Annotated in this window: 17 protein-coding genes; 9 read left to right on the forward strand and 8 right to left on the reverse strand. The window is 68.3% G+C overall.

The window, feature by feature from the left end; genetic code table 11:
• Window positions 1-9 precede the first annotated feature (9 nt).
• The 4 genes from OID54_RS20210 (at window position 10) to OID54_RS20225 (ending at window position 7,863) form a co-directional block, all read left to right on the forward strand.
• Window positions 10-5,391 (forward strand): caspase family protein, encoded by a 5,382-nt coding sequence (locus OID54_RS20210; protein WP_329021461.1) that lies wholly within the window; start codon window positions 10-12, stop codon window positions 5,389-5,391.
• A gap of 227 nt (window positions 5,392-5,618) precedes the next feature.
• The gene (locus OID54_RS20215) at window positions 5,619-6,179 is read left to right on the forward strand and encodes an RNA polymerase sigma factor (protein WP_329021462.1); all 561 of its coding nucleotides are present in this window, start codon (window positions 5,619-5,621) and stop codon (window positions 6,177-6,179) included.
• Entirely contained in the window at window positions 6,172-6,627 is a 456-nt protein-coding gene (locus OID54_RS20220; protein ID WP_329021464.1) for a hypothetical protein, read from the forward strand. Before OID54_RS20215 ends, OID54_RS20220 begins: the two co-directional genes overlap by 8 nt.
• A gap of 342 nt (window positions 6,628-6,969) precedes the next feature.
• Window positions 6,970-7,863: a universal stress protein gene (locus OID54_RS20225; protein WP_329021465.1), complete on the forward strand. Its 894-nt coding sequence runs from the start codon at window positions 6,970-6,972 to the stop codon at window positions 7,861-7,863.
• A 133-nt stretch (window positions 7,864-7,996) separates the two neighbouring features.
• Here the strand turns inward: OID54_RS20225 and OID54_RS20230 are convergent, their stop codons facing one another.
• Complete coding sequence (locus OID54_RS20230) at window positions 7,997-8,338, reverse strand: hypothetical protein (protein ID WP_329021466.1); 342 nt, start codon at window positions 8,336-8,338, stop codon at window positions 7,997-7,999.
• Between the two features lie 329 nt (window positions 8,339-8,667).
• Between OID54_RS20230 and OID54_RS20235 the strand changes: the two genes are divergently transcribed.
• Window positions 8,668-9,480: a calcium-binding protein gene (locus OID54_RS20235; protein ID WP_329021467.1), complete on the forward strand. Its 813-nt coding sequence runs from the start codon at window positions 8,668-8,670 to the stop codon at window positions 9,478-9,480.
• Window positions 9,481-9,715: 235 nt separating this feature from the next.
• On the opposite strand, the gene OID54_RS20240 is transcribed toward OID54_RS20235, so the two are convergent.
• Window positions 9,716-11,725, reverse strand: a complete 2,010-nt coding sequence (locus OID54_RS20240) for a PA14 domain-containing protein (protein WP_329021469.1) — start codon at window positions 11,723-11,725, stop codon at window positions 9,716-9,718.
• 366 nt (window positions 11,726-12,091) lie between these two features.
• Between OID54_RS20240 and OID54_RS20245 the strand changes: the two genes are divergently transcribed.
• Window positions 12,092-12,349, forward strand: a complete 258-nt coding sequence (locus OID54_RS20245; protein ID WP_329021471.1) for a hypothetical protein — start codon at window positions 12,092-12,094, stop codon at window positions 12,347-12,349.
• Window positions 12,350-12,618: 269 nt separating this feature from the next.
• Window positions 12,619-13,995: an IS21-like element helper ATPase IstB gene (gene istB, locus OID54_RS20250; RefSeq protein WP_443055638.1), complete on the forward strand. Its 1,377-nt coding sequence runs from the start codon at window positions 12,619-12,621 to the stop codon at window positions 13,993-13,995.
• A 138-nt stretch (window positions 13,996-14,133) separates the two neighbouring features.
• Here istB and OID54_RS20255 read toward each other — a convergent pair whose 3' ends face one another.
• Together OID54_RS20255 and OID54_RS20260 are read right to left on the reverse strand one after the other, a co-directional pair.
• Window positions 14,134-14,334: a DUF397 domain-containing protein gene (locus tag OID54_RS20255; protein ID WP_329021472.1), complete on the reverse strand. Its 201-nt coding sequence runs from the start codon at window positions 14,332-14,334 to the stop codon at window positions 14,134-14,136.
• Window positions 14,331-15,170 (reverse strand): helix-turn-helix domain-containing protein, encoded by an 840-nt coding sequence (locus OID54_RS20260; RefSeq protein WP_329021473.1) that lies wholly within the window; start codon window positions 15,168-15,170, stop codon window positions 14,331-14,333. The genes OID54_RS20255 and OID54_RS20260 overlap by 4 nt, the downstream gene beginning before the upstream one ends.
• Window positions 15,171-15,794: 624 nt before the next feature.
• Here OID54_RS20260 and OID54_RS20265 point away from each other — a divergent pair.
• Complete coding sequence (locus tag OID54_RS20265) at window positions 15,795-16,526, forward strand: hypothetical protein (protein ID WP_329021474.1); 732 nt, start codon at window positions 15,795-15,797, stop codon at window positions 16,524-16,526.
• 184 nt (window positions 16,527-16,710) lie between these two features.
• Complete coding sequence (locus tag OID54_RS20270) at window positions 16,711-17,037, forward strand: hypothetical protein (RefSeq protein ID WP_329021476.1); 327 nt, start codon at window positions 16,711-16,713, stop codon at window positions 17,035-17,037.
• A 220-nt stretch (window positions 17,038-17,257) separates the two neighbouring features.
• Here the strand turns inward: OID54_RS20270 and OID54_RS20275 are convergent, their stop codons facing one another.
• From OID54_RS20275 to OID54_RS20290, 4 genes are read right to left on the reverse strand one after another with little or no spacing between them, the layout of a single operon-like run.
• On the reverse strand, window positions 17,258-21,241 hold the full coding sequence (locus OID54_RS20275) for a CHAT domain-containing protein (RefSeq protein WP_329021478.1): 3,984 nt from the start codon (window positions 21,239-21,241) through the stop codon (window positions 17,258-17,260).
• Window positions 21,238-22,206: a hypothetical protein gene (locus OID54_RS20280; RefSeq protein ID WP_329021480.1), complete on the reverse strand. Its 969-nt coding sequence runs from the start codon at window positions 22,204-22,206 to the stop codon at window positions 21,238-21,240. Before OID54_RS20280 ends, OID54_RS20275 begins: the two co-directional genes overlap by 4 nt.
• Window positions 22,203-23,129 (reverse strand): AAA family ATPase, encoded by a 927-nt coding sequence (locus OID54_RS20285; protein ID WP_329021481.1) that lies wholly within the window; start codon window positions 23,127-23,129, stop codon window positions 22,203-22,205. The genes OID54_RS20280 and OID54_RS20285 overlap by 4 nt, the downstream gene beginning before the upstream one ends.
• Window positions 23,130-23,186: 57 nt before the next feature.
• A complete protein-coding gene (locus OID54_RS20290) occupies window positions 23,187-24,446 on the reverse strand; it encodes a toll/interleukin-1 receptor domain-containing protein (RefSeq protein ID WP_329021483.1) in 1,260 nt (419 codons plus the stop codon).
• Window positions 24,447-24,483 lie beyond the last annotated feature (37 nt).

Raw genomic sequence — 24,483 nt, forward strand, 5'->3', positions numbered from 1 at the left:
GATGGCGGGGTGACAGGGGACGACGGACCGGCGCCCGATGAGCGTGCCGAGCCGCGACGGTTCCTGATCGCCACCGCCGTCCGACATCTGACGGACGCGCCGAGCTACGACGTGCCCGAACTCGCCGACGACGTCCAGCGGATGGAGGATCTCTTCCTCCGCGACCTGGGCTATCGGCGGGGCGCCGACCTGGGGCTCGACCCCACGCGGAGGGAGTTCCTGCACGCGCTGCGCACCTTCGCCAAGGCGCCCGACCGACGCGCTGACGACCATCTGGTCGTCTATCTCGCCTGCCACGGCGCCGTCACCCTCGGCAGCGGTCTGCACCATCTCCTGCTCGCCGACACCGACCCCGACGACCTGCCGCACACCGCACTCCCCCCGAGGGACATCGCCCGCGCGCTGTGGGAGGAGACCGGGCTGCGCCGAGTGCTGATCTTCCTCGACGCCTGTCACTCGGGCGCCGCGGCCGACACCATCATCGACGCGGCACACGTCGCCCGCCAGTTCACCGGTCCCCGTGGGGCCTCTCCCGGCAGTGAGGCGCTGATCGTCGTCTCCTCGTCCCGGCGCAAGGAGGAGACCTCGCCCGGGGTGCTGACGAACGCCCTCGTACGGGCCGTGCACGCCTCGTCCACGGCGGGCAACGTGCCCGCGTTCCTCTCCCTCAACACCGTCTTCGGCGTCATGTCCGGCGACCCGGCCATCCCCGACCACATGAACCTCAAGTGGGATGTGGCCGACGCGTCCCTCGATCTGCCGGGCTTTCTGCCCAACCCGCGGTACGTGGGCGGTACGGAAGGCCGCAGGCTCGACGAGATCGACCGGTTGATCGAGCAGAACGCCCGCCAGGACGCACAGCGGGAGGAGGAGTTGCGGGGCCACTTCCTGCCGCGCGCCCGGGGCACCGACGTACCCGACGACGACGTCTGGCACTTCACCGGCCGGCACCTCGCCCTGCGCGAACTCACCCACTGGCTGCGTCCCGAACGGGCCGCCGAACGGCTGGTCGTGGTCACCGGGGACCCCGGATCGGGCAAGTCCGCACTCCTGGGCCTGGTCAAGGTGGTCACCGACCCCGACTACCGGCCTTCCGTCCCCCGGGAGGCCCTCGCCCTGCCCGCGGACTGCCTGCCCGCCGCCGATGCGGTGGACGCGGCCGTCCTCGCCAGTCACCGCACGACCCGCGAAGTGCTCGACGCCCTCGCGGCGGTGGCCGGCCTCGTCGCCCGCTCGGCCGGCGAACTGATCACCCGCCTCCAGGGGCGCACCACCCCCCTGGTGGTGATCGTCGACGCCGTGGACGAGGCGGTCGACCCCGACTCCCTCATCCGGGACCTGCTCGCCCCCCTCACCGATCCCTCGCTCGACCTGCCGCTGAGACTGCTCCTGGGCGCACGCCGACAGATCGTGGAACGCCGACTCCCGCACGCCCACCGCATCGACCTCGATGAGGACCGCTACACCGACCCGAGTGCGGTACGGGGCTATGTGACCAAGCTCCTCACCGACCCCGCGTCCGCCGTCGCGAGCCGCCCGGCACAGCACATCGACGGGGTCGCCGAGGCCGTGGCCGAGGCCGCCGGGCACTCCTTCCTCGTTGCCCGGATCACCGCACTCACCCTCGCCCGCGACCCCGAACTCCCCGACCCCCTCCAACTGTCCTGGCGCGCCGACCTGCCCCGCTTCCCCGGCGATGCCATGGAACGCGATCTGCGCCAGCGCCTGGGCGACCAGACCACCCGGGCCCGCGATCTGCTGCTCCCCCTGGCGTTCGCCCAGGGTGCCGGTCTGCCCTGGGCGGGAATCTGGCCCCGGTTGGCGAGCGCGGTGAGCGGCCGGAGCTACGGCGACGCGGACATCGCCTGGTTGCGGACCCATGCCGGCTCCTATGTGGTGGAGGGCATCGAGAACGGTGAGTCCGTCTACCGGATCTACCACCGCGCCCTCATCGAACACCTCCGGGAGGGCCAGGACACCGAACGTATCCAACGCACCGTCACCGACACCCTGATCGCGGTGGCCAGGGAGTGGGCCCACCCGTATGTGCGTCGCTATCTGCCGCTCCACGGGGCACAGGGCGGCCGGTTGGACGAACTCGTCCACGACGCCGCGTTCGTCCTCTCCAGCGACCTGGAGCAACTCCTCGCCGCGCTGCCCGCCCTCCGCACCTCCGATGGGGTCACCGCCGGCCGGGCAATCCGCACGGTTCAGGACGGACTGAGGGAGGCACCCGGGCAGCCCGAGACCCGCGCCCGCCTGCGGTGGGCCGCCGTCTGCCACCGTGCGGAACGCCTCGCCGCCTCCTGCGATGTGTCGGGACCGATGCCCTGGCGCACCCGGTGGGCCGTGTGGAGCACGGAGCAGCAGAACTGGCGCTTCACCGCACCTGAACTGGGTCTGGATGCCGGGGCGGTCGTGGCATCGGCGCGGGGGCTGACCTTCGTCGGTGTCGAGAACCGCGACGACCCCGTTCGCTGGGCCCTGGGCTCCGGCGTCCGCGAGGACTCCCGGCACAGTCGCAGCAGGACCCCGCGGACGGGACGGGTGTGGGCGACCGCCGAGTTCGACGCACCCGTGGTGGCCTTCATCGGGGACGCCCGAATGGGCGTCCGTGTCGACGGTTCCTCTACGGAGCCGTTCCACGACCTGGAGGTGCAGGACGTGGACTCGGACGACTCCTTGGTGCTCAGCTTCCGCAAGGGAGTACGCGACGGCGCAGGAGAGGTGGTGGAGTGCGCGACCGTCCCCGGCCTCCTCGTGCTCAGATACGTCGATGGCTCGCTCGCCTGGCGTCCCGTACCGGACTTTCAGTTCACGTCGAGGATCGTGAAGGACACACACCGCTTGGCCGAGGTGCCGTTCGCGCCCACGGGTCATCTCTGCGTCGCTGTACGACTGCCCGACCCCTGTATCGCGATCGGCGTCGACGAGCGCGTACTGCTGTGCCGGGACATGGTCGAACCCATCGAGATACGGCCCGGACACACCGTCAACTGCGCCACCGGGGTCCATCCGCACGTCCTCGGGCCGCTGCTGGTCAGCGGCGGCACGGACGGGCGCGTTCAGGTCAGCGCGGTCGCTTCCGGCCAACCGGTACGCACCCTGCTCGACGGAGGGCCACCCGTGGCGGCCGTCAGCGCCCTCCGGGTCGGACCGCAGTGGTTGGTCATCGCCGTGACCGACAACGGCACCCTGCACCGCTGGGACCTGGACACCGGCCGCCGCCTCGGCAACCCCCGGCGCGTGGGACGCGGCGGTCCGGTCCGCACGACCACCGGCCGCCTCGACGCCCGTCACTTCGCCGTCGTCGTCCATGGCTCGGGCCGCGGTGTGCAGATGTACGACATCGTCACCGGCGAACGGATCGGGGGCCATGTCTCCACGGGGGAGATCACGGCCCTCTACGAGACCCGTGGCGAGCAGCCCGCGGTCTGTGCCGGGGGACGTGACGGGCTCGTCAGGATCGTCCACTCGGGCACCGCATCCGATGCGTTGCTCGTGCCCGCCCACCATGGGAAGGTCCTCGCCCTCGGGGCTGTGAGCGTGGACGGTGGCGAGGACGCACTCATCAGCGTGGGCGAGGACCACCAGATCCGTTGTTGGCAGCCGCGGACCGGGGACGAGCTATGGACCAGCCGGGTCACCGCCGACGACCGGTGGCAAGGGACCACCGCGACCTGTGCGGCCGTTCACTCCTGCTCCGACGGAACCGCGGTGGTGGTCATCGGCGATGCATCCGGTGCCCTCCACACGCTCCAGCTGGCCGACGGCATCGTCGTCCACGAAGCCTCGCCCCGGTGCGAGCCCATGATCACCGCGGTCTGTGCCGGGGTGGTCGGCGACCGCCGGGTCACCGTCGGTGCCACCGCGGACGGCGAGATCCACTGCTGGGACCTGGACGGCGACCGATGGCTCACCCGCTGCCGGCCCCCGACCGACGACCCCGAGTGGATCACCAGTCTCGCCCTCGCCCCCGACGGCTCCGGTGTCCTCGTCGCCGGCACCGAAGGGGGCATGCTCCTACGCTTCGACCTCCCGTCCGGGCGGGCGCACGGACCCGCCCACCGCGCCCACCGCGCCCGGGTGAACTCCCTCGCCTTCATCGACGACGGGAAGGGCGGGACCACCGTGGTGAGCGCATCCGACGATCGTGCGGTGACCGACTGGGACCTCGGTACGGGCGCGTTCGTCGAGCGGGCGACGGTACGCGTGGTCCCCGCGGTCAATGTCCTCGCCGCACGGGCGGTCCCCAACGGCGGTACGCGCACCGTGCTCGGCGGTGACGACAGCGGCACGGTCAAGGTGGTGTGGCGGTTCTGGAGGGACTCGGCCTGGCGCATCGACGACCTGGTGGAGCACACCTGGCCGCCGTCCGCGGTCTGCACCGGACCGTCGGGCCAGATCGCCATCGGCGGCATGCGGGGCGACCTCCAACTGCGCGACATCGCCACCGGGCGACTCCTCGCCCGGCTGCGATCGGTCAGCGACCGCCCGATCCGTCAACTGGAAGGCTTTCGCACCCCGGTCGGGGACCGCTATCTGGCCACGCTCAGCAGCAGCGGGATCGTGGAGCTCTGGGACCTGACCTCGGCCTCCTTCCGCGATGCGGGTCGAGTGCTCCCGACCTCGCCGGCCTTCGGCAACCTGAGCACGCTCCACCGGCAGGACGACGTCACGCTGTTGTTGTCCCTGCGGCAAGGCCATGAGATCCGGGGCCATCGATTCTCCGCGGACTCAGGTGCGTTGCCCACCGACGGGCTCCCGATCCTGTTCCCGGCACCGGCTCCCATTGCGGGGAGTGCCTTCCGGAGCGTCGAGCCACGGTGGCCGCTTGTCCTCGACGGACGTCGACTGCTGTTCATCCAGTACGAGCAGGGTGACATCGGCCTCCACGACCTCGACACCCAGGGAAGTTCACGGCGGTTCCGGCTTGCGTCGGGCAGTGAGATCGTCCGGGTGGTGGCCCTGTCCGACCGGCCGGAACCCACGGTCCTGGTGTCGTCCCGGACACTCACGGCCGTCTATGGCATCCGTACCGTCCTCGACTCCTTCGACGCACCCCGACGGCGTCTCCTGCCCGCGGGCCGCAAGGCACTGACCCCGATCGCCAGTTGGCCGGTGCCGAGCCGCTGGGACGGTGGATTCATCGGCATACTGCCCGGTGGACGCGACTACGTGACGGAGGAGACGGGACGCCTGTTCGTGCAATCCCTCTCCGGCGAGGACGAGCGCCGGGAGATCGCCTTGCCGTTCACCGTGCGGGCGGCAGCCCTTGGCCCAGGCGGCGAACTGGTCGTGGCCGCACCCAACGGGGTGGTCCTGATCGACCCCCTGGAGCCGGCACCGACGGACGAAGCAGCGAAAGGGACCGCTGGCGCGCGAGCCTGAGCCCGCGCCTGGGTTCGTCCGGTTGTACGGCACGGCACCCGGGAGCCACGAACGGTCGCGACGAAGGCTGAATCCTTTCACCACCTCCGCGTCTCTTATGCATGTGCGGACGACAGCGTCAGCACCGAGAAGTGGAGGCATCGTGATCCTTGGACTTTCCCTCGCCGTCGCCGCCGTGCTGCTCTGCGCGTGCACGGTCGTCGTGCTGCGCCGTCGAGGACGCGGCCGTGGCTGACTCCCACTGGCCCGGTCAGCAACTGATCTCCGCAGCGCAGCAGGGCGACCCCGAGGCCACCGCCGCGCTGGTGTCTGGCTCGCACCCGCATGTGCGGCGGTTCGCCCACTCCCTGTGCGCCACCCCGCAGGACGCGGAGGACGCCGCACAGGAAGCCCTGATCATCCTCTACCGGAAGATCGGCATGCTGCGGGCGTCCGGGGCGCTCGCCTCCTGGATGTTCCGCATCGTCCGCAATGAGTGCCTGCGCAGGACCCGGCTGATGCTGCGCCACCACGGGCCCGTGCCGGATGCGGTGGTGCCTTCGTTCGAGGAGGACGTGTTCCAGCGCCTTGAGGCGGGCCGGGTGGCTGCGGCGATCACCGCGCTCCCCCTCGATCAGCGGCAGGTGCTGATCATGCGCGACATCCAGGGCCACAGCGGACGGGCGGTCGCCGACGCACTGGGTTTGAGCAACGCGGCGATGAAGTCACGGCTCAGACGGGCCAGGGAAGCCGTCCGCGCCGCACTGTTGACCTCGGCGGACGAGGGCCCCGGAGGTCGGCGTGACTGAGCCTTCGAGCCCTCGTACGGCCGCTGGCCCAGCCATTCCAGCGAACTGGGCCGGCGCGACGAGCCCAACCGGTCCGGCCGGCTCGGGGAGCTTCGCCAGTGCCTCGCTCTCCCGTCATCTGCTGCGGGGCGCGGTGGGATTCGGTGGGCTCGCAGGGGCGGTGCTGCTCCTCCCCGCCCTGGGCTGGGCCAGTCTGCTACTGGTGCCCGTGGGCCTGCTGGCGCTGCGCGGCTGCCCGATGTGCTGGACGCTGGGGTTGGTCCAGACGCTCTCGATGGGCCGGCTCCGTCGGTCCTGCACGGAGCAGGGCTGCGAACTGTCCCCGGCGGACGCGGCGCCTGGACGCACCGCAGCACCGGAACCCACCGCAGCGCCGGAACCAACCACAGCACCCGAATGCAGCCCAGCGCCCGCATCCGTCGTGGCGGTCGGTGACCGCCTGCGATAGCGGCGACCTGACCTGACCTGGCCTGTCCCGCCCTGCCCTGTATCGCCCTGCCTCGAATGGCCGACGGCCGTCCGTACGACGCTCGCCCCCGCGTACCGACCGTATCGGTGTCAATCATGGCTGTCTCGGGCAAACCAGGGCGATACAGGGGGCCGATGGCCCTCCCACCATGGCCCTTCGGCCCCTGGCAGCCCCTGCCGATCCGACCGAGACTGAAGGTAGGGACGATCACCGCCCGCCCCGGTGTGGGGGCGGTGCAGAGCGGCAACATCCGCTGCCGTCCCCGTCGGCCGCCCGGAAGCCGAGGCGGTCGCGCACCGAAGTGAAGATGGGAGCGCAGTGATGAACGGACCGGTCGTCGTTGGGGTGGACGGCTCGAAGTCGAGTCTGGACGCCGTTGATGCGGCAGCGCGCGAGGCCCGGATTCGCGGGGTCTCACTGCATGTGGTGCACGCGTTCATCTGGCCGAAGATGCATGTCTCGCTCGGCCCTTCGCCGATGGGTCCGCCCGACGGCGGACTGCGCAACATCGCCGAGCGCGCACTGAACGAAGCGGTGGAGCATGCCCGTGCCACCGCACCCGATGTGGAGGTCACCCAGGACCTGATCACCGGTGAGGCCCTGAGCGTGCTGGAGGCCCAGTCCCGCAAGGCATCGCTGGTCGTCGTCGGCAGCCGGGGCATGGGCGGCTTCATCGGCCTCCTGGTGGGTTCCACGGCGGTGCACCTCGCCACTTACGGACGCTGCCCGGTACTGATCGTGCGCGGTACGCCCGACCCGGATGGGCCCGTCCTGTTGGCCGCCGACGGCTCCCCGGAGGGTGAGTCCGCGGTGGGCTTCGCCTTCGCCGAGGCTTCGATGCGCGGCGCCGAGTTGGTGGCGCTGCACGCCTGGGGCTCCTGGAGCGAGCGTGGCGATGACGACCCGGGCCACCCGGACAATCTGGTGGACGGTCTCGACCGGCTCCAGAACACCGAGGAGCGCGTACTGGCGGAAGCACTCTCGGGCTGGCAGGCCAAGTACCCGGATGTGACCGTGCGTCGCGAGATGGTCCGCAGCCGCCCCCGTCAGGCGCTGCTCGAAGCCAGCGGGGGCGCACAGCTGCTGGTCGTCGGCGCCCGTGGCCGCGGTGGGTTCACCGGGCTGCTGCTGGGTTCGGTGAGCCAGGCCGCACTGCACCACGCGAACTGCCCGGTCGCCGTGGTCCGCGCCGGCCAGATCACCGACGAGGACTGACCGGCCCAGCCGGCCGCCCCAACGGTCCCGCGGTGTGAACACACCGCGGGACCGTTTGTCATATGCCGGCGACCACCGCCGATCGCGCACCACCGGAGCCCGGGTGCCGCGTGCCGCGTGCGTATGGAGTGACTCAGTGGATGAGTCGGAAGCTCCGCCAGGGCTTGGCACGGGGTGCGGTGATGTCCGACGACATGGTCGCCACGTAGATCGAGTCACCGCCGGAACAGTCCGCGGTCGGGTAGAGGACGATGTCGACGAGGCTGCCGTTCTCCACGGACACGGCTCCCGCGGACGCCAGTTTGTGACAGCCGCGGACGAGCGGGCTGTGGATCGTCACATGGTTGTCCTGCGTGGTGTCGTAGGAGACGGGACCCACGGCAGTCCGGCCGAGGCCGGAGCAGCCCGCAAGGGTGAGGGCCAGCAGCGCCGCTCCAGCGGCGCCGGCGAGCCGCCGGGTGGGGATCACGGACATGGGCGGGGTCCTTGTCTGTGCGGGAGTCCTGCTGTCCTGCTGAAGATCACCTTGCCGGGTTCCCGGGAGAGCGGCATCCGGGGCGCGGCTGCCCGGGGTACGCGGGGTCCCGCCTGGCGGCGGTTCGAGCATCCGGAGCGCACACGGCCGCCGATCCCTACGCCTGTATCAAGATCATAAAACTGGCTATCACGTAATTTTCACTTCACTGCACAACCTTTACCCCGCTTCCCGGGTCGGATCAGCTGAGTCAGCAGACTCAGACAGACCTAGGGCCCCTGGTGACACCCTGCCGTGTCCCGGAAGCGGCCCCATGCATTGGGAGATACATGCGCATTCGTGCTTCTGTCGCGGTGGTGACCGGCGCTCTCGCGCTCACCGGTCTGGCAGTTCCCATGGCGCACGCAGACGCCGGCTCGGACTCGTGGAACGCGCCCCGTTCGAGCGCCAAGGTCTCCGCGGCTGGTGCTCCGACCATCTCGAACGTGGTGGCCAACGGTGGCAAGGCGATCGTCGTCGGCGCCACCGCCAAGAAGGTCGTGAAGGTCACGTACACCGTGAGCGACCCGCAGGGCATCGGCTACGCGGACGTGGCCCTGTGGCGCGGGTCGAACTGGGACGAGCCCACCGCGTTCCTGGTCACCGGTGGAGCGGGTGCGACCTGCGGCACCGGCACCAAGGTGACCTGCACGTCCACCTTCACCATCGACCCGAAGATAGACCTGTGGAACGACCAGGCCGGTACGTGGAAGATCGCTTCCTTCGTCATGGACAAGAACGGTGCCGGCATCGAGCGGACCAACGTGGGCTCGGCCGTCGTCCAGCGTGAATCCAAGCTGACGGTGAACGCCTCCCCGGAGCCGGTCACCAAGGGCAAGACCATCACCATCACGGGTTCCCTGACCCGCGGTAGCTGGGACACCAACAAGTACGTGAGCTACGGCAGCCAGTCCGTGAAGCTCCAGTACCTGAAGAAGGGCACGTCCGCCTACACGACCCTGAAGACCATCAAGGCGGACAGCAAGGGCAACCTGAAGACGACGGTCAAGGCCACCTCCGACGGCCACTACCGCTACGTCTTCGCCGGTACGTCGACCACCGCGGGCCAGAACGCCGTCGCCGACTACATCGACGTGCGCTGACGAGCTGAGACCGACGTCGCACCGTCGGCCCGGACCGGGGGGTCCGGGCCGACACCGGCACCGCGCTTCGGCGGGGTGACGGGCCGCAACACGGCAACTCATCCGCTCTGACGAGCACGCACGAACGGCTTGCACCCAACAGTGCGGGCTCGCCGGGGACAGAACCCTGACGGGCCCGCACGGATGCCGGCCAATGGGTCCCAAGCCCACGGGGGAGGCTTGGGACCCATTGCGTTCAGGACGTGGGAGGCACGATCGCCCAGGCCGCCGCGGGCGCCGACTCGCTACCGCCGGCATGGACGGCGCTCACCCAGTAGAAGTGAGTGGTCCCGGCACCCGGATTGGCGTGCTGGTACGAGAGTGCCGAGACGGGCTGATCGGTCAACTTCTCGTACGTCTTGGTCACCGGGTTCCAGTGGTGGACCAGATATCCCACGGCATCGGGGACACCGTCCCACGACAGCCGCACGGTCGAACCCTCCAGGACCGACTCCACGGTGTGGGACGCTCCGGGCGGGGTGGGAACCGAAGGCGTCAGGTCCAGCTCATTGACGAACACGAAGTTGGCGGTGCGGGTCCACTGGTAGTTGGAGTTGCCCGCGTTGTCCACCGCATCGATGAAGTAGCAGGTTTCCTGGCCGTCCGGCAGTTCTACATACCGGAAGGCCGTCGTGGACGGGGCGAGGTGCTCCCGCTCGTAGGCGAAGCACACCGCCGGCTGATCGGGCTCGCGGCGCACTTCGCCGCTGTAGACCGTGTACCGCTTGAGATCGGATTCGGTGTTGGGGTCCCAGTCGAGCTCAGCGCCGTACTCGGTGGCCCGCACCGTCAGCCCCTTGACGGCGGCCGGTGGAGTGAGGTCCTTCGTGGGCGTGGTGACGGTCGCGACGGCGGAGGCGTTCGACTCCCGGCTGCGGTTGTCATGCGCCTTGATCACATAGTGGTACGTCGTACCCCATCCCACCGACGTGTCGACGCAGCTGTACTCGCGCCGGCCGTCGGGGAGCGTGACCGAACCGGTGAGGCAGCGCGTCGGTTCCACGGTGGTGTCCACCGGGAGAGAGGTGGAGCGATAGACGTGGAAGTTGTGGATCGCACCGTCCGTGCTGCGGTTGACCCGCCATTTCAATGTGGGCCGATGAGTACCGGTCCCGACCACGGCCGTCACCTCGTGCGGCGCCGCGACCAGGCGACTCTCTTCCGTGAACGCGTACGGGGACATCCGCCCGGCCCCGTCGACCGCAGCCACCTGATACGTGCGGACCACCGAACGCAGTGCGGTGGTGTCGGTGAACGTGGTGGAGCTGACGGTGCTCGAACCCGTGCCGCCGGTGGGCTTGTTCCACACGATGGTGTAGCGAACGGCACCCTTCACGGGCTTCCAGGTCAACTGAACACCGGAGTCGGTGCCCTTCGCGGTGAGCCCATCCGGTACGGCGACGAGCACCGTCGTCACCGGTACGTCCACACTGCCCGCCGAGGAGTTGCCGGCTCGATCGTAGGCGCGGACCTCGTAGTAGTAGGTGGAACCGGGCTCCAGCGCGAGGTCCGTGTGGGAGGTGGCGGTCGTGGTGGCCGCCAGCCTGAAGGTGGTGGACGTCTTGCTGCGACGGTAGACGCGGTAACCCGCGAGGTCCATCTCCTTGTTCGCCGCCCAGGACACCTTGGGCCGAGCGGTTGCGTGGTCGATGGCCACCTTCACCCCACCGGGCACCAACGGCTTGACCTTGTCGACCGCGGCCGTGGTTCGCGGTGCGTAGGTGAATTGCACATTCGCCGATCCGGTCCAGCTCGCATAGTCGATCCGCATGCTGTGCCGGCCGGACGGAATGGTGAGGTTGACCGTCTTCGACTGATTGCTCGACCCGTTGCGCCAGAGGTCGATCTTGCGCGATCCGTCGATGTACACGCGAATTCCATCACGTGCCGCGACGGACAGCGAGAAAGGGCCACCCGAACCGAAGTCCCGGGTCATGGACCACCGTACGCCGAAGTTGTCCCGCGGCAGCCCGCTCGCGGGTGCGCCGGTGCCCCAACTCTCATTGATCGTCGAGTCGCAGTCGGTCTTCTTCGGGGTGCCCGACAATGAGGTGTTGGAGAAGAACTGCCGCTGGAATGCGGGTGAGACACAACTCACGGCAGCCGAAGCGGACGTGGTGGTCACGGCGGTGACAAGCCCGCCGACTGTCGTGGCGACAGTGAGTGCGGCGACCGTGCGAAGTCGGCCGCGAGGTATCAGGGTCACGCGTGAATAGCCCTTTCCAGCCCGGATGACACAAAGATGCGATGAGGGGTGGGGGATTCTGTTCGGCGGCTCCAGCCAAGCCGAAATGCGCATCGAAGATGAGACTTTACTTGCTCAACACATATGTATACAAGAAGAATTGACCGATAGGGCGATCTTCCTTGCAGTCACGCGGTGATGACCCCGAGTGCCCGTTCGGTGCTTGGATTCCCGCAATGACAGCGGGAGGAGAAGAATTTGCTCCGACGCGCCCTCACTATGAGTCATTGAATCCAGCCTGCATGTCACAATTCGTGTTGGACTAGGTGTCAGTCTTGCGCCCTTCATGAGGGTCGCGCAGCAGCCCGGACAAGGCGAGGACCCACGATGGTGAAGGGCTCATCCACCGCGCAGAACCAGCGGAAGGCGAGGACCGTCTTCGGCGAACTGCTCGGTTCGGCGCGCCCGGCCACGAAATCGGCCGAGCGAGGCATCGGCGGGACCGAAGCCGACCAGCCCTCCTCCGTCATCGAGACGGTCCTGATGTCTTGCGGGCAGGCCGAGAGCCGCGACCGCCCTTTCCCCGAGGAGGACCGGTCGTCCCTCTGTGCGCTTCCCGGATCCACCATCACCAGGGGGCATTGAGGACCTCCCCCGACGTGACGAAATGAGCGCGACGTCAACGTCGTGGCAGCGCGGTAGCCGATTTCACTGATGGACCTTGACGGTTCGTACAGGGCCTCTCGCCCCGTGAAATCCCTGGTACCAGCGGCAAATCGGAGGAAGAAGCCAGTCGGGTGGACCCGGCGGGCCGACGACCCCTGCCGAAATGCAGTGACGCACCTCCCGGCAGGCTCGTTAGCGGCGCATATGCGGTTCCGCGCCGACTGCCGCAAGCCACCTTTGGAGACTCGTTGCTCAGCCCCGCTATGCCCGCGTCGACCAAGCAAGACTTCAAGAGTTACGCGGCTCCCTCACTCGGATACGCCCTCTTCGCCACCCGCTGGCTCCAAGCCCCGCTCTACTTCGGGCTGGTGGCCGCCCAAGGCGTCTACGTCTACAAGTTCTTCAATGAACTCTGGCACCTGGTGCTCAACATCATCAGCGGCCAGGCCGACGAAACCCACGTCATGCTCGCCGTGCTGAAGCTCGTCGATGTTGTGATGATCGCAAATCTGTTGATCATGGTCATCGTCGGTGGCTATGAGACCTTCGTGTCGCGCATCGGCCTCCAAGGCCACCGCGACCAGCCGGAATGGCTGTCGCACGTCAACTCCAACGTGCTGAAGGTGAAACTGGCCACCGCCATCGTCGGGATCTCGTCCGTCCACCTGCTTCAGATGTTCGTCGATGTGTCCCACACCTCACAACACTCGCTGTTGTGGGGCACCGTGATCCATATGGCGTTCATCCTCTCGGCAGCGATCCTCGCCTATATGTCGGGCCCCATGGAGTCACACGGCCATGCCGGACCTGGTCTGGGAGGTCCACCCCACCGTGATGGGGACAGCGGATTCGCCGATGCCAGCGAGCCGTGCTCCATCCTCCAGGAGATGAGCGGACCGGTCCCACCCCCACGGCGCACGATCCCCGCGCAGGCCAACGCCACCGCTCGCACCGTCAAGAAGATCGAACAGCCGCAGCCTGCCCAGGCCACCGAGTCCACCACCATCGAAACCCGGGAGGCCGCGGGCGCCGATGCCAGGATCGTTGCCGCCGGCTTCCCCGCGCATAAGTCGTTGGAAGGCTTCGACGCCGACCGTCAGCGCCCCCACGACTGGGAGACCATCACCCGTCTCGCCGCCCTGGACTTCGTCGACGCCCATGCCAACGCCGTCTTCCTCGGCCCTCCCGGCACCGGCAAGACCCATCTGGCCATTGCGCTGGGGATGCGGGCCTGCCGTACCGGCCACAACGTGCGCTTCGCCACCGCCACCGAGTGGGTGGCCCGCCTCACGGAGGCGCAGAACACCGGCCGCCTCACTGAGGAGTTGACCCGACTCGACCAGTACGACCTGATCGTTGTGGACGAGATCGGTTATGTACCCTTCACCCCCGAGGCGACGAACCTGCTGTTCCGGTTGGTCTCCCACCGTTACGAACGCGGCTCGGTCCTGGTCACGGGCGACAAGTCGTTCGGCCGCTGGGCCGAGGTGTTCGGAGATGACCCCGTCACCTTCGCCATGATCGACCGACTGGCACACCACGCCGATGTGATCACGCTCAAGGGCGACAGCTACCGCCTCCGCAGCTACCACCCCGACGCCGCCCTCATCAGCCCCGACGCTTGATGCCCTTTCGTGGCTGTTCGACCACGGCTACGGATTCCGCCTGAGAAGCAATTACGAGAGCCCCGTCCGGTCGGTCACCGGACGGGGCTCTCTGATGCGTGTTGTGCTTCAGTTCATCTTCTGCGCTGTGCTGTGGTGTTACAGCTTGGCGGCGCGGGCGAGGGAGACCAGGCCGGCGAACGCGTTGGTGGAGATCATCAGTACGGGTCCGCTGGGGCGCTTGCTGTCCCGGACGGGGACGATGCCGGTAGCGGACACGTGGTCGGGGGCCCATTCCACGCACTGACCACCGTTGTCGCTGTATGAGGATTTGACCCAGTTGCAGGGTTCGGTCGTCACGGGGTGCCCTTTCGTAGCTGTTGGATCATGGCCACAGACTCGGTCTGGGGGAGTGCGTGCTTCTGCAACTGATGGTAGGCCGTCAACGTAGGCACCACGGAAGGCCCGTCACGTTCGAGATGCCCCCGAGCTGCGGACTCTGCGTAATAGACGAGCGAACGATCGGCCAGTGTCAACACCGTTATCGGCAAGTTGAACGGGCGACGCTCCCCCATGGCGAACGGGGCGATTTGAAGAGAAGCGTTCGGTTCCTCCGCGAACTCCAACAGCCTGTCGTATTGAGCGCCCATCACTGCGGAACCCCCAACGCTCCGACGGATGCAACCTTCGTCCAGCACCACGAAGATCAGAGGTGCGGGGGTTCGGACAAGTTTCGCTTGCCGCTCCGCGATCAGTTCGGTGCGCTCTCTCGCCTGGTCGTTCGTGATCGCGCCCCGCTCGACATACGCGTTCGCTAGTACCACCGCGTACTCGGGAGTCTGAAGCAGGCCAGGGATGACACCTACCTCGTACAAACGGATCTCCACGGCCCTGCCCTCGTACCCGATGAACCCCGAGAACCCTTCCAGAAGTGCCCCGTACTTCATGCCTAACCACTCACGTTCGAAAGACTCTTCGGTTCCGGCCAGGCCAAGTACCACGTCAGCGCGGCGACAGAACGGCAAAGTTGCAATCTTCAGCCCAGTTTCGACATGGGATACCTGGGTCGGCGAATACTGCATCTCGGCGCCGAACTCTCGCTGTGTCCACCCCCGTTGTTCGCGCTCGCGGCGGAGTCGGGCCCCCAGGGCTGCTTGTGGACTCGCGTCCGGATTCAGTTCCTTCCGGTTAACCATATGTTCCCCAAGTTTGGTTGCCGGTTCCCCTAGTTGAACCGCTCTTCACCCTAGGTCAACCTGAATTCCCCCGGTAGTGAGTCCACTACGGAGAGGAGTGGTCATGCCTGGCAGGAACCTAGCGGATCAAGCAGATAGGACGCCCCGGCTCGGCGTCGGTGAACTGGTGTATGACACCGCCGAGAAAGCGTTGGGGGTGGTCATGGACACGGACGACGGGGATGGTCGCTATTCGCTCCGTCCGCCCAAAGGCGGGATTGAGTGGACCGCTGTGAGAGCGGATCTTCGACTGCCCAGTGTGGTTGACCATCTTCGGCCCGCTCTCACTGAGTTGAATGCGCGCAGTAGTGAGGGCTCGTCGCGGGGATGACCCGCTCATTCCAGCTCTGAAAGCGTCCCCCCCCCAAGTGCATGGACCTGTGCGGGTTCGTCGCGTGGGGCGGTCAATCCGGTCCGCCCGACTGGGCCATGGACAGCGACAGTCAGGCGGGCCGGACCCCCTGAACCCCCTCGGCTGGTGGGTCGGTCCGTCCACCGAGGGAAGAGAGGGTGCTCCGCATCCTCTGGCCCCGGTCGTCATCGGTGCCCGGACGGCCGGGGCCGCTACCTCTCACGGCAGGAAGCATGACGAACAACAAACAGAACACAACCCTCGACAGACTTCGCACCGCGCTGGACACCCTGGCCAAGTGGCCCGATGTGAGTTGGGACGAGGTGTCCCGAGTCGCCGGCGAAGTCGTTCCACTGGTGTGGACGGCGCTGAAAGACCACGGTGTCTGGTACCAACTGGAACCGGCTGACCGGGCGGCCCTGTACTGGTCACTCTCCACAGGTCAGAGCGTCCAGACACACCGGCCCTCACCGGTTGCCGACTGGCGGACCGTGCTCGATGAACTATCCCGAGAATGCGCCTACTTCGCTGTTCACTGCGAGGGAAAGCACGAACGGTGGGCGGCAGCTGAAGGGCGGTACGAGGAGAAGGAAGGGGCAGCGCAGTTACTCGACTGGTACCAGGGATACACCCCCGCTTGGCGTCCCGAAGTGTTCCGGATACTCGAAACGGAACACCAAACGCTCCGACACCGGGAGGACGGGCCGCCGGTCCTGTCGCACGTGTTGAGCAGGGTGCATGACCGAGTCTGCGATCGAGACACACCCCGGCCCGACGAAGGGCACTACGGGCACTACGCCAGAACCGCACTGCGGCTCGCGTCGCTGCCCGAGGGATGGCAGATCGAGACCATGCGGCGGATAGCCGCAGGAACCCTGCCCGGTCACGCGGTGGACGGTGCGTTCGACGCGATCAACCTGCTGCCTCGCCACGGCGTGGAGCTCTCTCCCATGCCCCCGCCCTGACCGGCCCATCAGACTCCGTCCCTGCCGAGCGTTCCCGCAGGCACCCGGCAGGGGCGGGCCCTTCAACACACAAGCGACCTAGCGGTCTACCGCCGTACAAGCACCAACAGAAACGCCCCGATGGACCGGGCCTAATCGGTCGCATCGGGGCTCACCGAAACAGCTAATTGGAGCTGAACGACGTATGCGCGACTTTATCGTGTGCGCCCTCGCATGGGCGCTCTACCTCGTCCGTCCCACTCGCCTGACCGGACAACCCCCCGTCCGCACGGCCCCGACCGTCATCCCGCGGCGCGCATCGACGCACGTTCCCGGCCTTTCGGTGTGGGCGCGTCCATGGACCGGCCCCAGTGCGGAACTCGCCCGGTCGATCTTCCGAGCCGAAGAAGCGAACGCACTCACGCCCGAATGCCGCGAACGCTACTTCGCCACGGCCTGGGCCGAACACGGCTATGACTACCCCTATGTCGCCGTGGGCGTCCACCAGGTCCGTACGGGGGCAGTGGCATGACCCGCGATGCACTCACGAACAAAACGCCCAAAGAAGTTGGCGCGACATGCTGCGTCTGCAAGCGCTGGACCCTCGCACCCCTGCCCGTGCGCCATGTTGAGCGAATGAGCGGTCCACCGATGACCCTGTACGCATGCCCCACACACGCCGCGACCCTGACACCCGCACCGGTGCCCGGCGAGCTTGAGCCGGACACATAGGCCCCTCTCAGACAGAAACGTCATGGCCCCAGGTGGATCAGGGCGGCCCGGTCGAGCAGGTGTTGTGGACGGGTGGAGTCGATCTGGCGGAGGGCGTTGTGCAGGGCATGGGCCGCACGATGGGCGTGGGGGATTCCGTCCGGGCGGATGAGAAAGCGGTAGAAGTGCACGGCGATCTCGGTGGCCATCTCATCCGTGATCTGACCGAGGCTGGCGATCACATGGCGATAGCCGGCGGCCTGGAAGGCACTGGCTATCGACCAGGCGGCGCCGCCCTCCGCCACCCCGACGGACAGATGCGTATCGCAGGCGGACAGATAGGCCAGGGCGCCGTCCAGCACGAGATCGTGCGGCGGGAGGTCGTGCTGGGTGAGCCTCACCTCGTTGAGGTGGAGTCCCGAAGGCAGGTCGCCACGGTGTGATCCATGTCCCGAGAAGTGGAAGAACTGGTGGTCCGAGAGGGCTGCCACCACGCGCTCCGTCGTCGCCTCGGCACCGGTCATCAGCGTCGCACCCGGGATGAGTTCATGGATGCGCTCCACTTCCCTGGAGGCGTTCTCCAGCGAGGTGTCCCCGACGACCAGCAGCATCCGCCGTTCGCCGCCTGTTCTGCTGCCGGCGCTGCTTCTGCTCCGCTCCTGGCGACGGCCGTCGATGAGGGCCTGGATACCGGGTGTGTAGGAGTGGACGGCAAAGTCCATCGCGGTCCGTGGGCGGCTGGTGTCGTACTGCCCGGCGGCATGGAGCGGCAGGGATGCGAAGGCGCCGGTGGGGAACCACCACAGACGGGGTGGGTCCTCATCGGGGACGAACAGCCCGTCGGGTTCCTCCGGTGTGCGGGCGGAGCGAGCAGGGCTCTCTGCCCGTTCGGAGCGGGGGGTGAGCTGAAGTTCGTGGAGGATCTGTCTGACGGGGTTGTGCCACAGCCACTCCAGCACTTCCAGCGCCGCCCGGACTTTCGCCGGGTCTGCCGGGTCGCTCATAGCCGCGGTGTACCGCTGGGCCTGCTCGGTCAGGCTTCGGCTATCGAGTCGTACCAGTGGGAGGACCGACAGTCCGCGCCGCCCGGTCAGGATCAGCGCATCACAGCGGCGGTCCGCGGGATTGAGAACGACGATCGGCCCTTCCTCCGCCGCGTCGATCAACTGCTGGACGTCGAGGGTTGGGAAGAGGCTCTCCAAGCCCGGAGCATGCCGGATGGAGTCGACCAGGCCGTTCAGTCGGTTCGCCAGATCGGGAGAGGACACCGCCCTCGTCTCCTCGCCGAGACGGAGATCGAGGTGGAGCAGGTTCCAGAGCCATTCCAGCTCCGTCACCAGACTGGGTCCCGCTCGCCTCAGCACCTGGGTCACGAAGTCGGCACCGCGATTCCACAGCTGCAACAGCGCGCTCTGTTGCTCCAGGTACGCCAGTGCGCGCTTGGGTGCGCCCGCCTCGATCGCGTAGGCGGCTGCCTCCTGCCCTAGCCGGGCCCACATGGTGATGAGGTCGGCGCGCTCCCTTCCCGGGAGGAGTACGGCGGTCGCCATGGCGTGGGTCGCGTCGTCGTAGCCGCGCAGGACGGCGTCGGAATCTCTGAGTCGTACGGCCAGTGTGGTTCGCAGCAGATCGGCTCTCAGCCGTAGCAGCGGTGGCGCGCTCGACTCCCTGGACAGATGGGCGGCGTCGCGCAGCGCGTCGCTGAGTTCATCCGTCGATGCGCGGGGATCCCGCTGGACCGTGATGGCCCTGAGGAGCACCGCTTGCCATCTGGTCAGGTCCTGGTCGGTGTGCAACGTCATCATGGAGTCGAGGAAGCGCGAGGCTTGTCGGCCATCCTTGCCGCGTGGGCTGAGGATCTCCCGTTGGAGCAGCGCGGAGGCCAGCCAGACCGTGTCGGAGCGGCTCCCCTGGCTGTCATGAGTGGACCGGCGCTCGGCTTCTGCGAGGATTGCGACCGCCTCATCGAGTACGGCAGGGTCGCCCACCAGTCGATGGTGGGCGAGGAGCGATTCCCTGAGTAGTCCGTCCGCCCGGCTCCACCGCGGCGGAGCCGGGTACGTCTCCTCCGCCAGCGCCACGGCCTCCCGGGCGTTGGCGATGGCCCGCTCGACCGTCGCCAGGTCACCGGTCACCGCGACGTCGTCGAGTTGGCATCGGGTCAGGGCGCTCAGCGCAGGCAGCAGCGAGGGCCGGTGGCGGCGTTTCACCACGGCCTGGAGTTCCTTGATGGCACGGGTGAGGTCGCGGTGCTCTCCCAGCAGGTGGAAGCGGATGCGCAGGGCGTTGCCGAGTTCGATTCGGAGCGTCCCACGGCGGGCCCGGGACGCAGGTGTGAGGGAGATCGCTGCTCGCAGGTCGCTCAAGGCCGATTCGAGGTCGCCGCGGCCCGCGGTCATACGGAGCAGCGCCAGGGACACGGCAGCTCGGGTGGCGAGTCCCTCCGCCTGGACGGACGCCGGCCATCCGGGTGCGGCACAGAACTCCGTGATGAGCGCATGGGCCCTGTCGAACTCGTTGATCTCCTGAGTGGCCCCGAAGACCATCAGATGGAACTGGGCCAGGGCCAGTTCGATCAGCGTCGACGGCGTGCCGATCTGCTGCGCTGCGGCGGATGCCAGAGCTCGGGCCCGATGGAGGTTGAGGGACCGTGGATCTGCCTCGTGTTGGGCGATCAGCGTGCGCAGGAGTTCGCAGACCGCCTCCGTGTTGCCCTCTTCCTGTACGAGCCCGGCTTCCACTGCCACATTGAGCACTTCCACCGATCTCATGAGGTCGTCGAAGCGTCGCGAGTGGAAGTACCGTTCGCGCAGGGCCGCTCCGAGGACGATGGGGACGCGTCTGGATGTGGGGCGCGTCTCGTTGAGTTCGCCGGCGATCCCAACGGCCTTGTCCAGGGAGTCCCGTACGCCGAAGTGCAGGCCGTCGAGGTAGAACGTCTCCGCGATCAGCACTCTGAGGGTGGACTGCTGGCGTGGTGCGTAGTTCGTGTCGAGCGCGTAGCGGGCCAGCCGTGCGGCCTCCTTGAGGAGTTTGTCCTCGTTCGCCTGGTGGAAGCGGGTGATGAGACGGTCGAGTTCCCTCATCAGGCGCGGTGTCACCACATCGAGCGGTGCACCGGTACGCATCAGCTCGTGCAGCACCTCCCACTCCGATGCCTCGTCCACCTGCCCGATTTGGCCGGGCGGGTCGAGGCGATAGAGCTCACCCCCTCCCGTACGGAGGTTGACCGCACCCGGCCCCACGGGAACGCGGACCACCGCGCCGGCCTCGATCCGTACCGGGGGTTGGGCCCGGCTCGTGAGGACCTCCACCATCCGGGGGTGGGTGTCGGGTACCAGGATCGCCACCGCGTCCGGACCCTGGACCTCGCCGATGAGGAGGTTCCTGCCCTCCCTGCGCAGTCCGAGCCGGACCCGGCCGACGGCCGGGGCGATCGTCGCCACGTCCGCGAGGGTCAGGTCCGGTGCCGGTCCCAGCGGGAGGGAAGGGGCGTGGGCGCGGGTCGCATTGGCCAGGCTCCAGGCGGTGGCGCTCGTCCGGGCCGCTTCGGGCAGTCGCTGCCAGGCGCCGGCGAACCAGCCGGCGACCCCGCTGCGCTGTTCCCGGACGAGGGCGTGCAGAGCCCGGCCGAGGTGCTGTTCGGCCTTGTCGGTGTCACCGGTCAGGCTCGCCCAGGTGATCTGCTCCTCCAGGAAGAGCGCGGGTGAGAGGTCCTGGTGGTGGTCGGAGAGAAGGGTGAAGACCTCCGCCATCCCCGGCTCGGCTGCCAGCCGCCGGGTGAGTCGCCCCCGTAGATAGGGCAGGCACTCGGGCAGCAGGGCGATGGCGTCGTGAGTCCGGGCGCCCACCCACTCGCAGAACCACAGATCGGCCTCGGCCCCGACATCGAGGTGCGGATGGAGACCCAGCCGTACGGCACGGATCAGTTCGGGCTCGATGCGGGTGGCGATGCTGAGCGTGGTCGCCAGCTCCAGAGCCCCGGGCGGGGGCGCGGGCGGTAGGCCGTCGGGGAACTCGATCACGGCATCCTCGCGCTGATCTGGCCGGTGGTGGTGGTCCGGTCCCAACTCACGAGCGGCAGCAGCGCATTCATCCAGGCCGGCCAGCGCGCGGGCGGATAGGGGACGAGGGCGACGGGCTGGCAGCCGGCACGGGTGACGAGCGCGATGAACTCCTGCCACTCCTCGGGGGTGCTCCGCCCATGGGCGTAGGGCTGTGCGCCGAGACCGAGGTCGGAGAGCAGCAGGATGCGCTGGCCGCCCGTCGGCGGGGTGTAGTCGGTGCGGGTCCAGCGGGCGCCGGAGCCCGTGCCGCGTTGCGGGGCGTCGGAGAAGTACCCGACGTCGACGAGTTCGCGGCCGACGACCGAGCGGATCTGGCGGACCAGATGGTCCTGGTCGCGTCGGAAGGGCTGCATGGTGCTGCCGCGGTCGACCAGCACCTGGACGCCGTAGCGCAGGGTGCGCACCTGCCTGCGGGGCAGTTGGACGACGGGGCGGCAGCGGGCGAGCGTCTCGATCAGTGCGTCGATGTCGATCGGCCCGTCGTCCACCTGCTGGGCCAGGGCCGCCCGGATGAGGCTGCTGGTCCAGCGGGGGACCAGCAGGGGGATGTGCGGGCGTACGGTGCGTTCGGTCGTGGGGAGCGCGAGGCGTTCGACCGGATCGGGTGCGGGGCTCGTGGTCTCGATGCGGCGGGGCTGGAGCAGCGGGAGTTCCGCCAGGGCCCTGCTCGGCTCGGGCTCCTCAACGGTGTCGGGTTCCGCAGGCTCGTCTTCGCGGTGTCGTGGCGCCCGTTCGTTGTGGTCGTCGGACGGGTGAGCGGGCTGGAGCGGGGGAGCGGGGAGGGGTTCGTCGTCGAGGGGTGTGACGGCAGTGGTGGTGAAACCCAACACCCGCAGCACCTGGACCTGTTCCTCCTCGGTCTGCGCCGTTTCGAGCGCTCGGACCGCGTCCCCGATCCAGATCTGCGGGCGCACTCTGCTCACCCCTGCTTCTGGGGTGATTTGGTCAGGGTGAGGGTGCGGATCAGTTCCCACTTCGGGCCACCGGGCCGGATGTCGAGGGCCCGGCAGGCACGCAATGCATCCAGGTACTCGGCAGTGCTGGGCAGCCGATCGCGCCGGGCGTCACGGCCCTCCCGTGCGCTCATCAACTCGATGGCCAGCGCCTCGGCCAGTCGCCGGGTCGCTGTGTCCCACTCCTGGCCCTCGTGGCGCAGATGCATTTCGGCGATCCGCAGCAGGCTCGCGCCGGTCGGCGCAGGCAGGGTGAAGGTGACGCACCGCCGGAGGAACGCCTGAGGCAGTTCCCGTTCGTCGTTGGTGGTGATCACGACCAGATGTGCGCCGACGGACGGCTCCCGACAGACGGTGGTTTCGGTCTCGGCAACGGTGAACTCCTGCGAACCGAGCGGTACGAGGAGGCTGTTGGGCACGTCCGGGTCGGCCTTGTCGATCTCGTCGATGAGGACGACGGCGTCCTTGGCCTGGCGCTCGTGGGCGAAACGATCCATGGGGTCGTGGGCCGCCGGCGCCCTGAACAGCCCACCGCGGGTGCGGGCGGACTCGGGCGCCAGCGACCACCACAGCACACCGGGCCGTACGTACTCGGCGTCCTGGAGGTGGGAGCGGTGCGCCTGGGCGTCCGCGAGCCGTCGCACGCTGTCGAAGGTCCACAGCAGATCGGTGGCCCGGGTCCGGGAGGTCACCACGTGCTCGTAGTACCGCATGCCCTCGGTGCGGGCGTAGAAGGGGGCGAGGGACGACTTGCCCGATCCGGGCTCACCGCTCAGCAGCAGCGGTCGATCGGTGGCCAGCGCGACCTTGATGGCCAGATCGAGTTCGGCAGGCATGTCGTAGAGCTGACCGTCCCGGGGATCGGGACCGTGGGGAGTGGGCGGGGCGGTCACGAGTGCTCCTCGGATGTGTCGGTGGGCCGGCTCGGGGGGATCGGTGGCGGCGTCCATCTAGTACCTGCCGTGGAGCCGGTCCGGCAGCTTCCACAGCCGTCGGGTGAGCTGCTTCGCTTCGTTTTCGTCCTGGCCTTCGAGCAGGGGCTTCAGCACGATCGGATTCTTGAAGGCGGCCTGGACGTGCGCATCGGGCAGAGCGGTGCCCGTGGCCACCACCACGACCAGCCAGGAGAACTTTCCGTGCAGCAGTTTGACCGCCTCGGCGAGGTCGGTCGTGGGCGGGTCGGGCTCCCGGATGATGAGGTAGCGGACGTCCTCGCGCAGATTGGACGGGAGGATGCGGTCCTCCTCGTCGTCCGCGTCGAAGAACTGTTTCCACACGGCGTCCTCCCAGTCGCGGAACCTGGCCGCGACCACGTCCTCCCCCGCGGGCATGGGGCCGCCCACCGACACCATCTCGTAGCCGCGGGTGGCATTGCAGGTCGCCCGGCGTATGTAGTGCTTGGCGGTGTCCGGCTGGCGGGCGTTGAGGAATACGGTCATGTCCCGCGGCTGGGTCGCCGATGCCGGCAGCACCCCTCGTGCGGCCTCTTCGCTGACCCAGGTGGTCTCCAGGGAGGCGATCAGCCGTCGGAGCGTGTCGGTCGACAGCGAAGGCGCCACTTCGTGGACCGCGTGCGACATGCGGTCCACGGGTGCGACCAGGAACTGGTGCGCCAGGAAGAGACAGCCCCCGTTGAGCTGGGGCAGATGCTTCTCCTTCAGCTTCAGCGCGGTCGCGGCCTTCACCAGACGGCCCGTGTGCTGGGCCTCGCCGAGGTACTCCGAGAGCGTGTTGAGCCAGGCTGCCATCGGGTCGTTCTCAGACGCCTGCGCGGGCAGTTCGGCGAACTGCTTGAGGACCAGTTCGGCGATGCTCCCGGCGTCCTGCGGTGCGCCGCGTGCGGTGCGCGCGAACTGGACCGGTCGCAACTCCTCCATACCGGCGTCCTTGACCGAGCCGGTGGACAGATCTCCCAGGAGCACGGGCACCACGGTCAGCCGGGCGCCCAGAGCCCTGCGCCACATCAGGATGTTGACCTCGCGGCGCACCCAGAAGGACTTCAGCGCCTTCTCGTTGATGAGGACCACGGCGGCGTGACAGCGGGCGAGCCAGTCGACGATCTCCGGACGCCACTCCTGGCCCGGCGGGATGTCCTCCTGGTCCACGAGGGGTTGGAAGCCCTTGGCGGCGAGGCCGTCCTTGATGGTCTCCAACACCGTCATCGCGAACTCGTCGCCGCGCGCACTATGGCTGATGAAGACGTCCCTCACGTCGTCGATTGTGATCCATTGTCAGCCGATTCGGCAG

Origin of the sequence: Streptomyces sp. NBC_00690 (assembly GCF_036226685.1) — a bacterium.
GTDB lineage: Bacteria > Actinomycetota > Actinomycetes > Streptomycetales > Streptomycetaceae > Streptomyces.

Bases quoted from the DNA above. Each gene is read 5' to 3' on its own strand.
- OID54_RS20225 (WP_329021465.1), top strand. From the start codon at position 6,970: ATGAACGGACCGGTCGTCGTTGGGGTGGACGGCTCGAAGTCGAGTCTG.
- OID54_RS20230 (WP_329021466.1), bottom strand. From the start codon at position 8,338: ATGTCCGTGATCCCCACCCGGCGGCTCGCCGGCGCCGCTGGAGCGGCG.
- OID54_RS20235 (WP_329021467.1), top strand. From the start codon at position 8,668: ATGCGCATTCGTGCTTCTGTCGCGGTGGTGACCGGCGCTCTCGCGCTC.
- OID54_RS20245 (WP_329021471.1), top strand. From the start codon at position 12,092: ATGGTGAAGGGCTCATCCACCGCGCAGAACCAGCGGAAGGCGAGGACC.
- OID54_RS20260 (WP_329021473.1), bottom strand. From the start codon at position 15,170: ATGGTTAACCGGAAGGAACTGAATCCGGACGCGAGTCCACAAGCAGCC.
- OID54_RS20265 (WP_329021474.1), top strand. From the start codon at position 15,795: ATGACGAACAACAAACAGAACACAACCCTCGACAGACTTCGCACCGCG.
- OID54_RS20270 (WP_329021476.1), top strand. From the start codon at position 16,711: ATGCGCGACTTTATCGTGTGCGCCCTCGCATGGGCGCTCTACCTCGTC.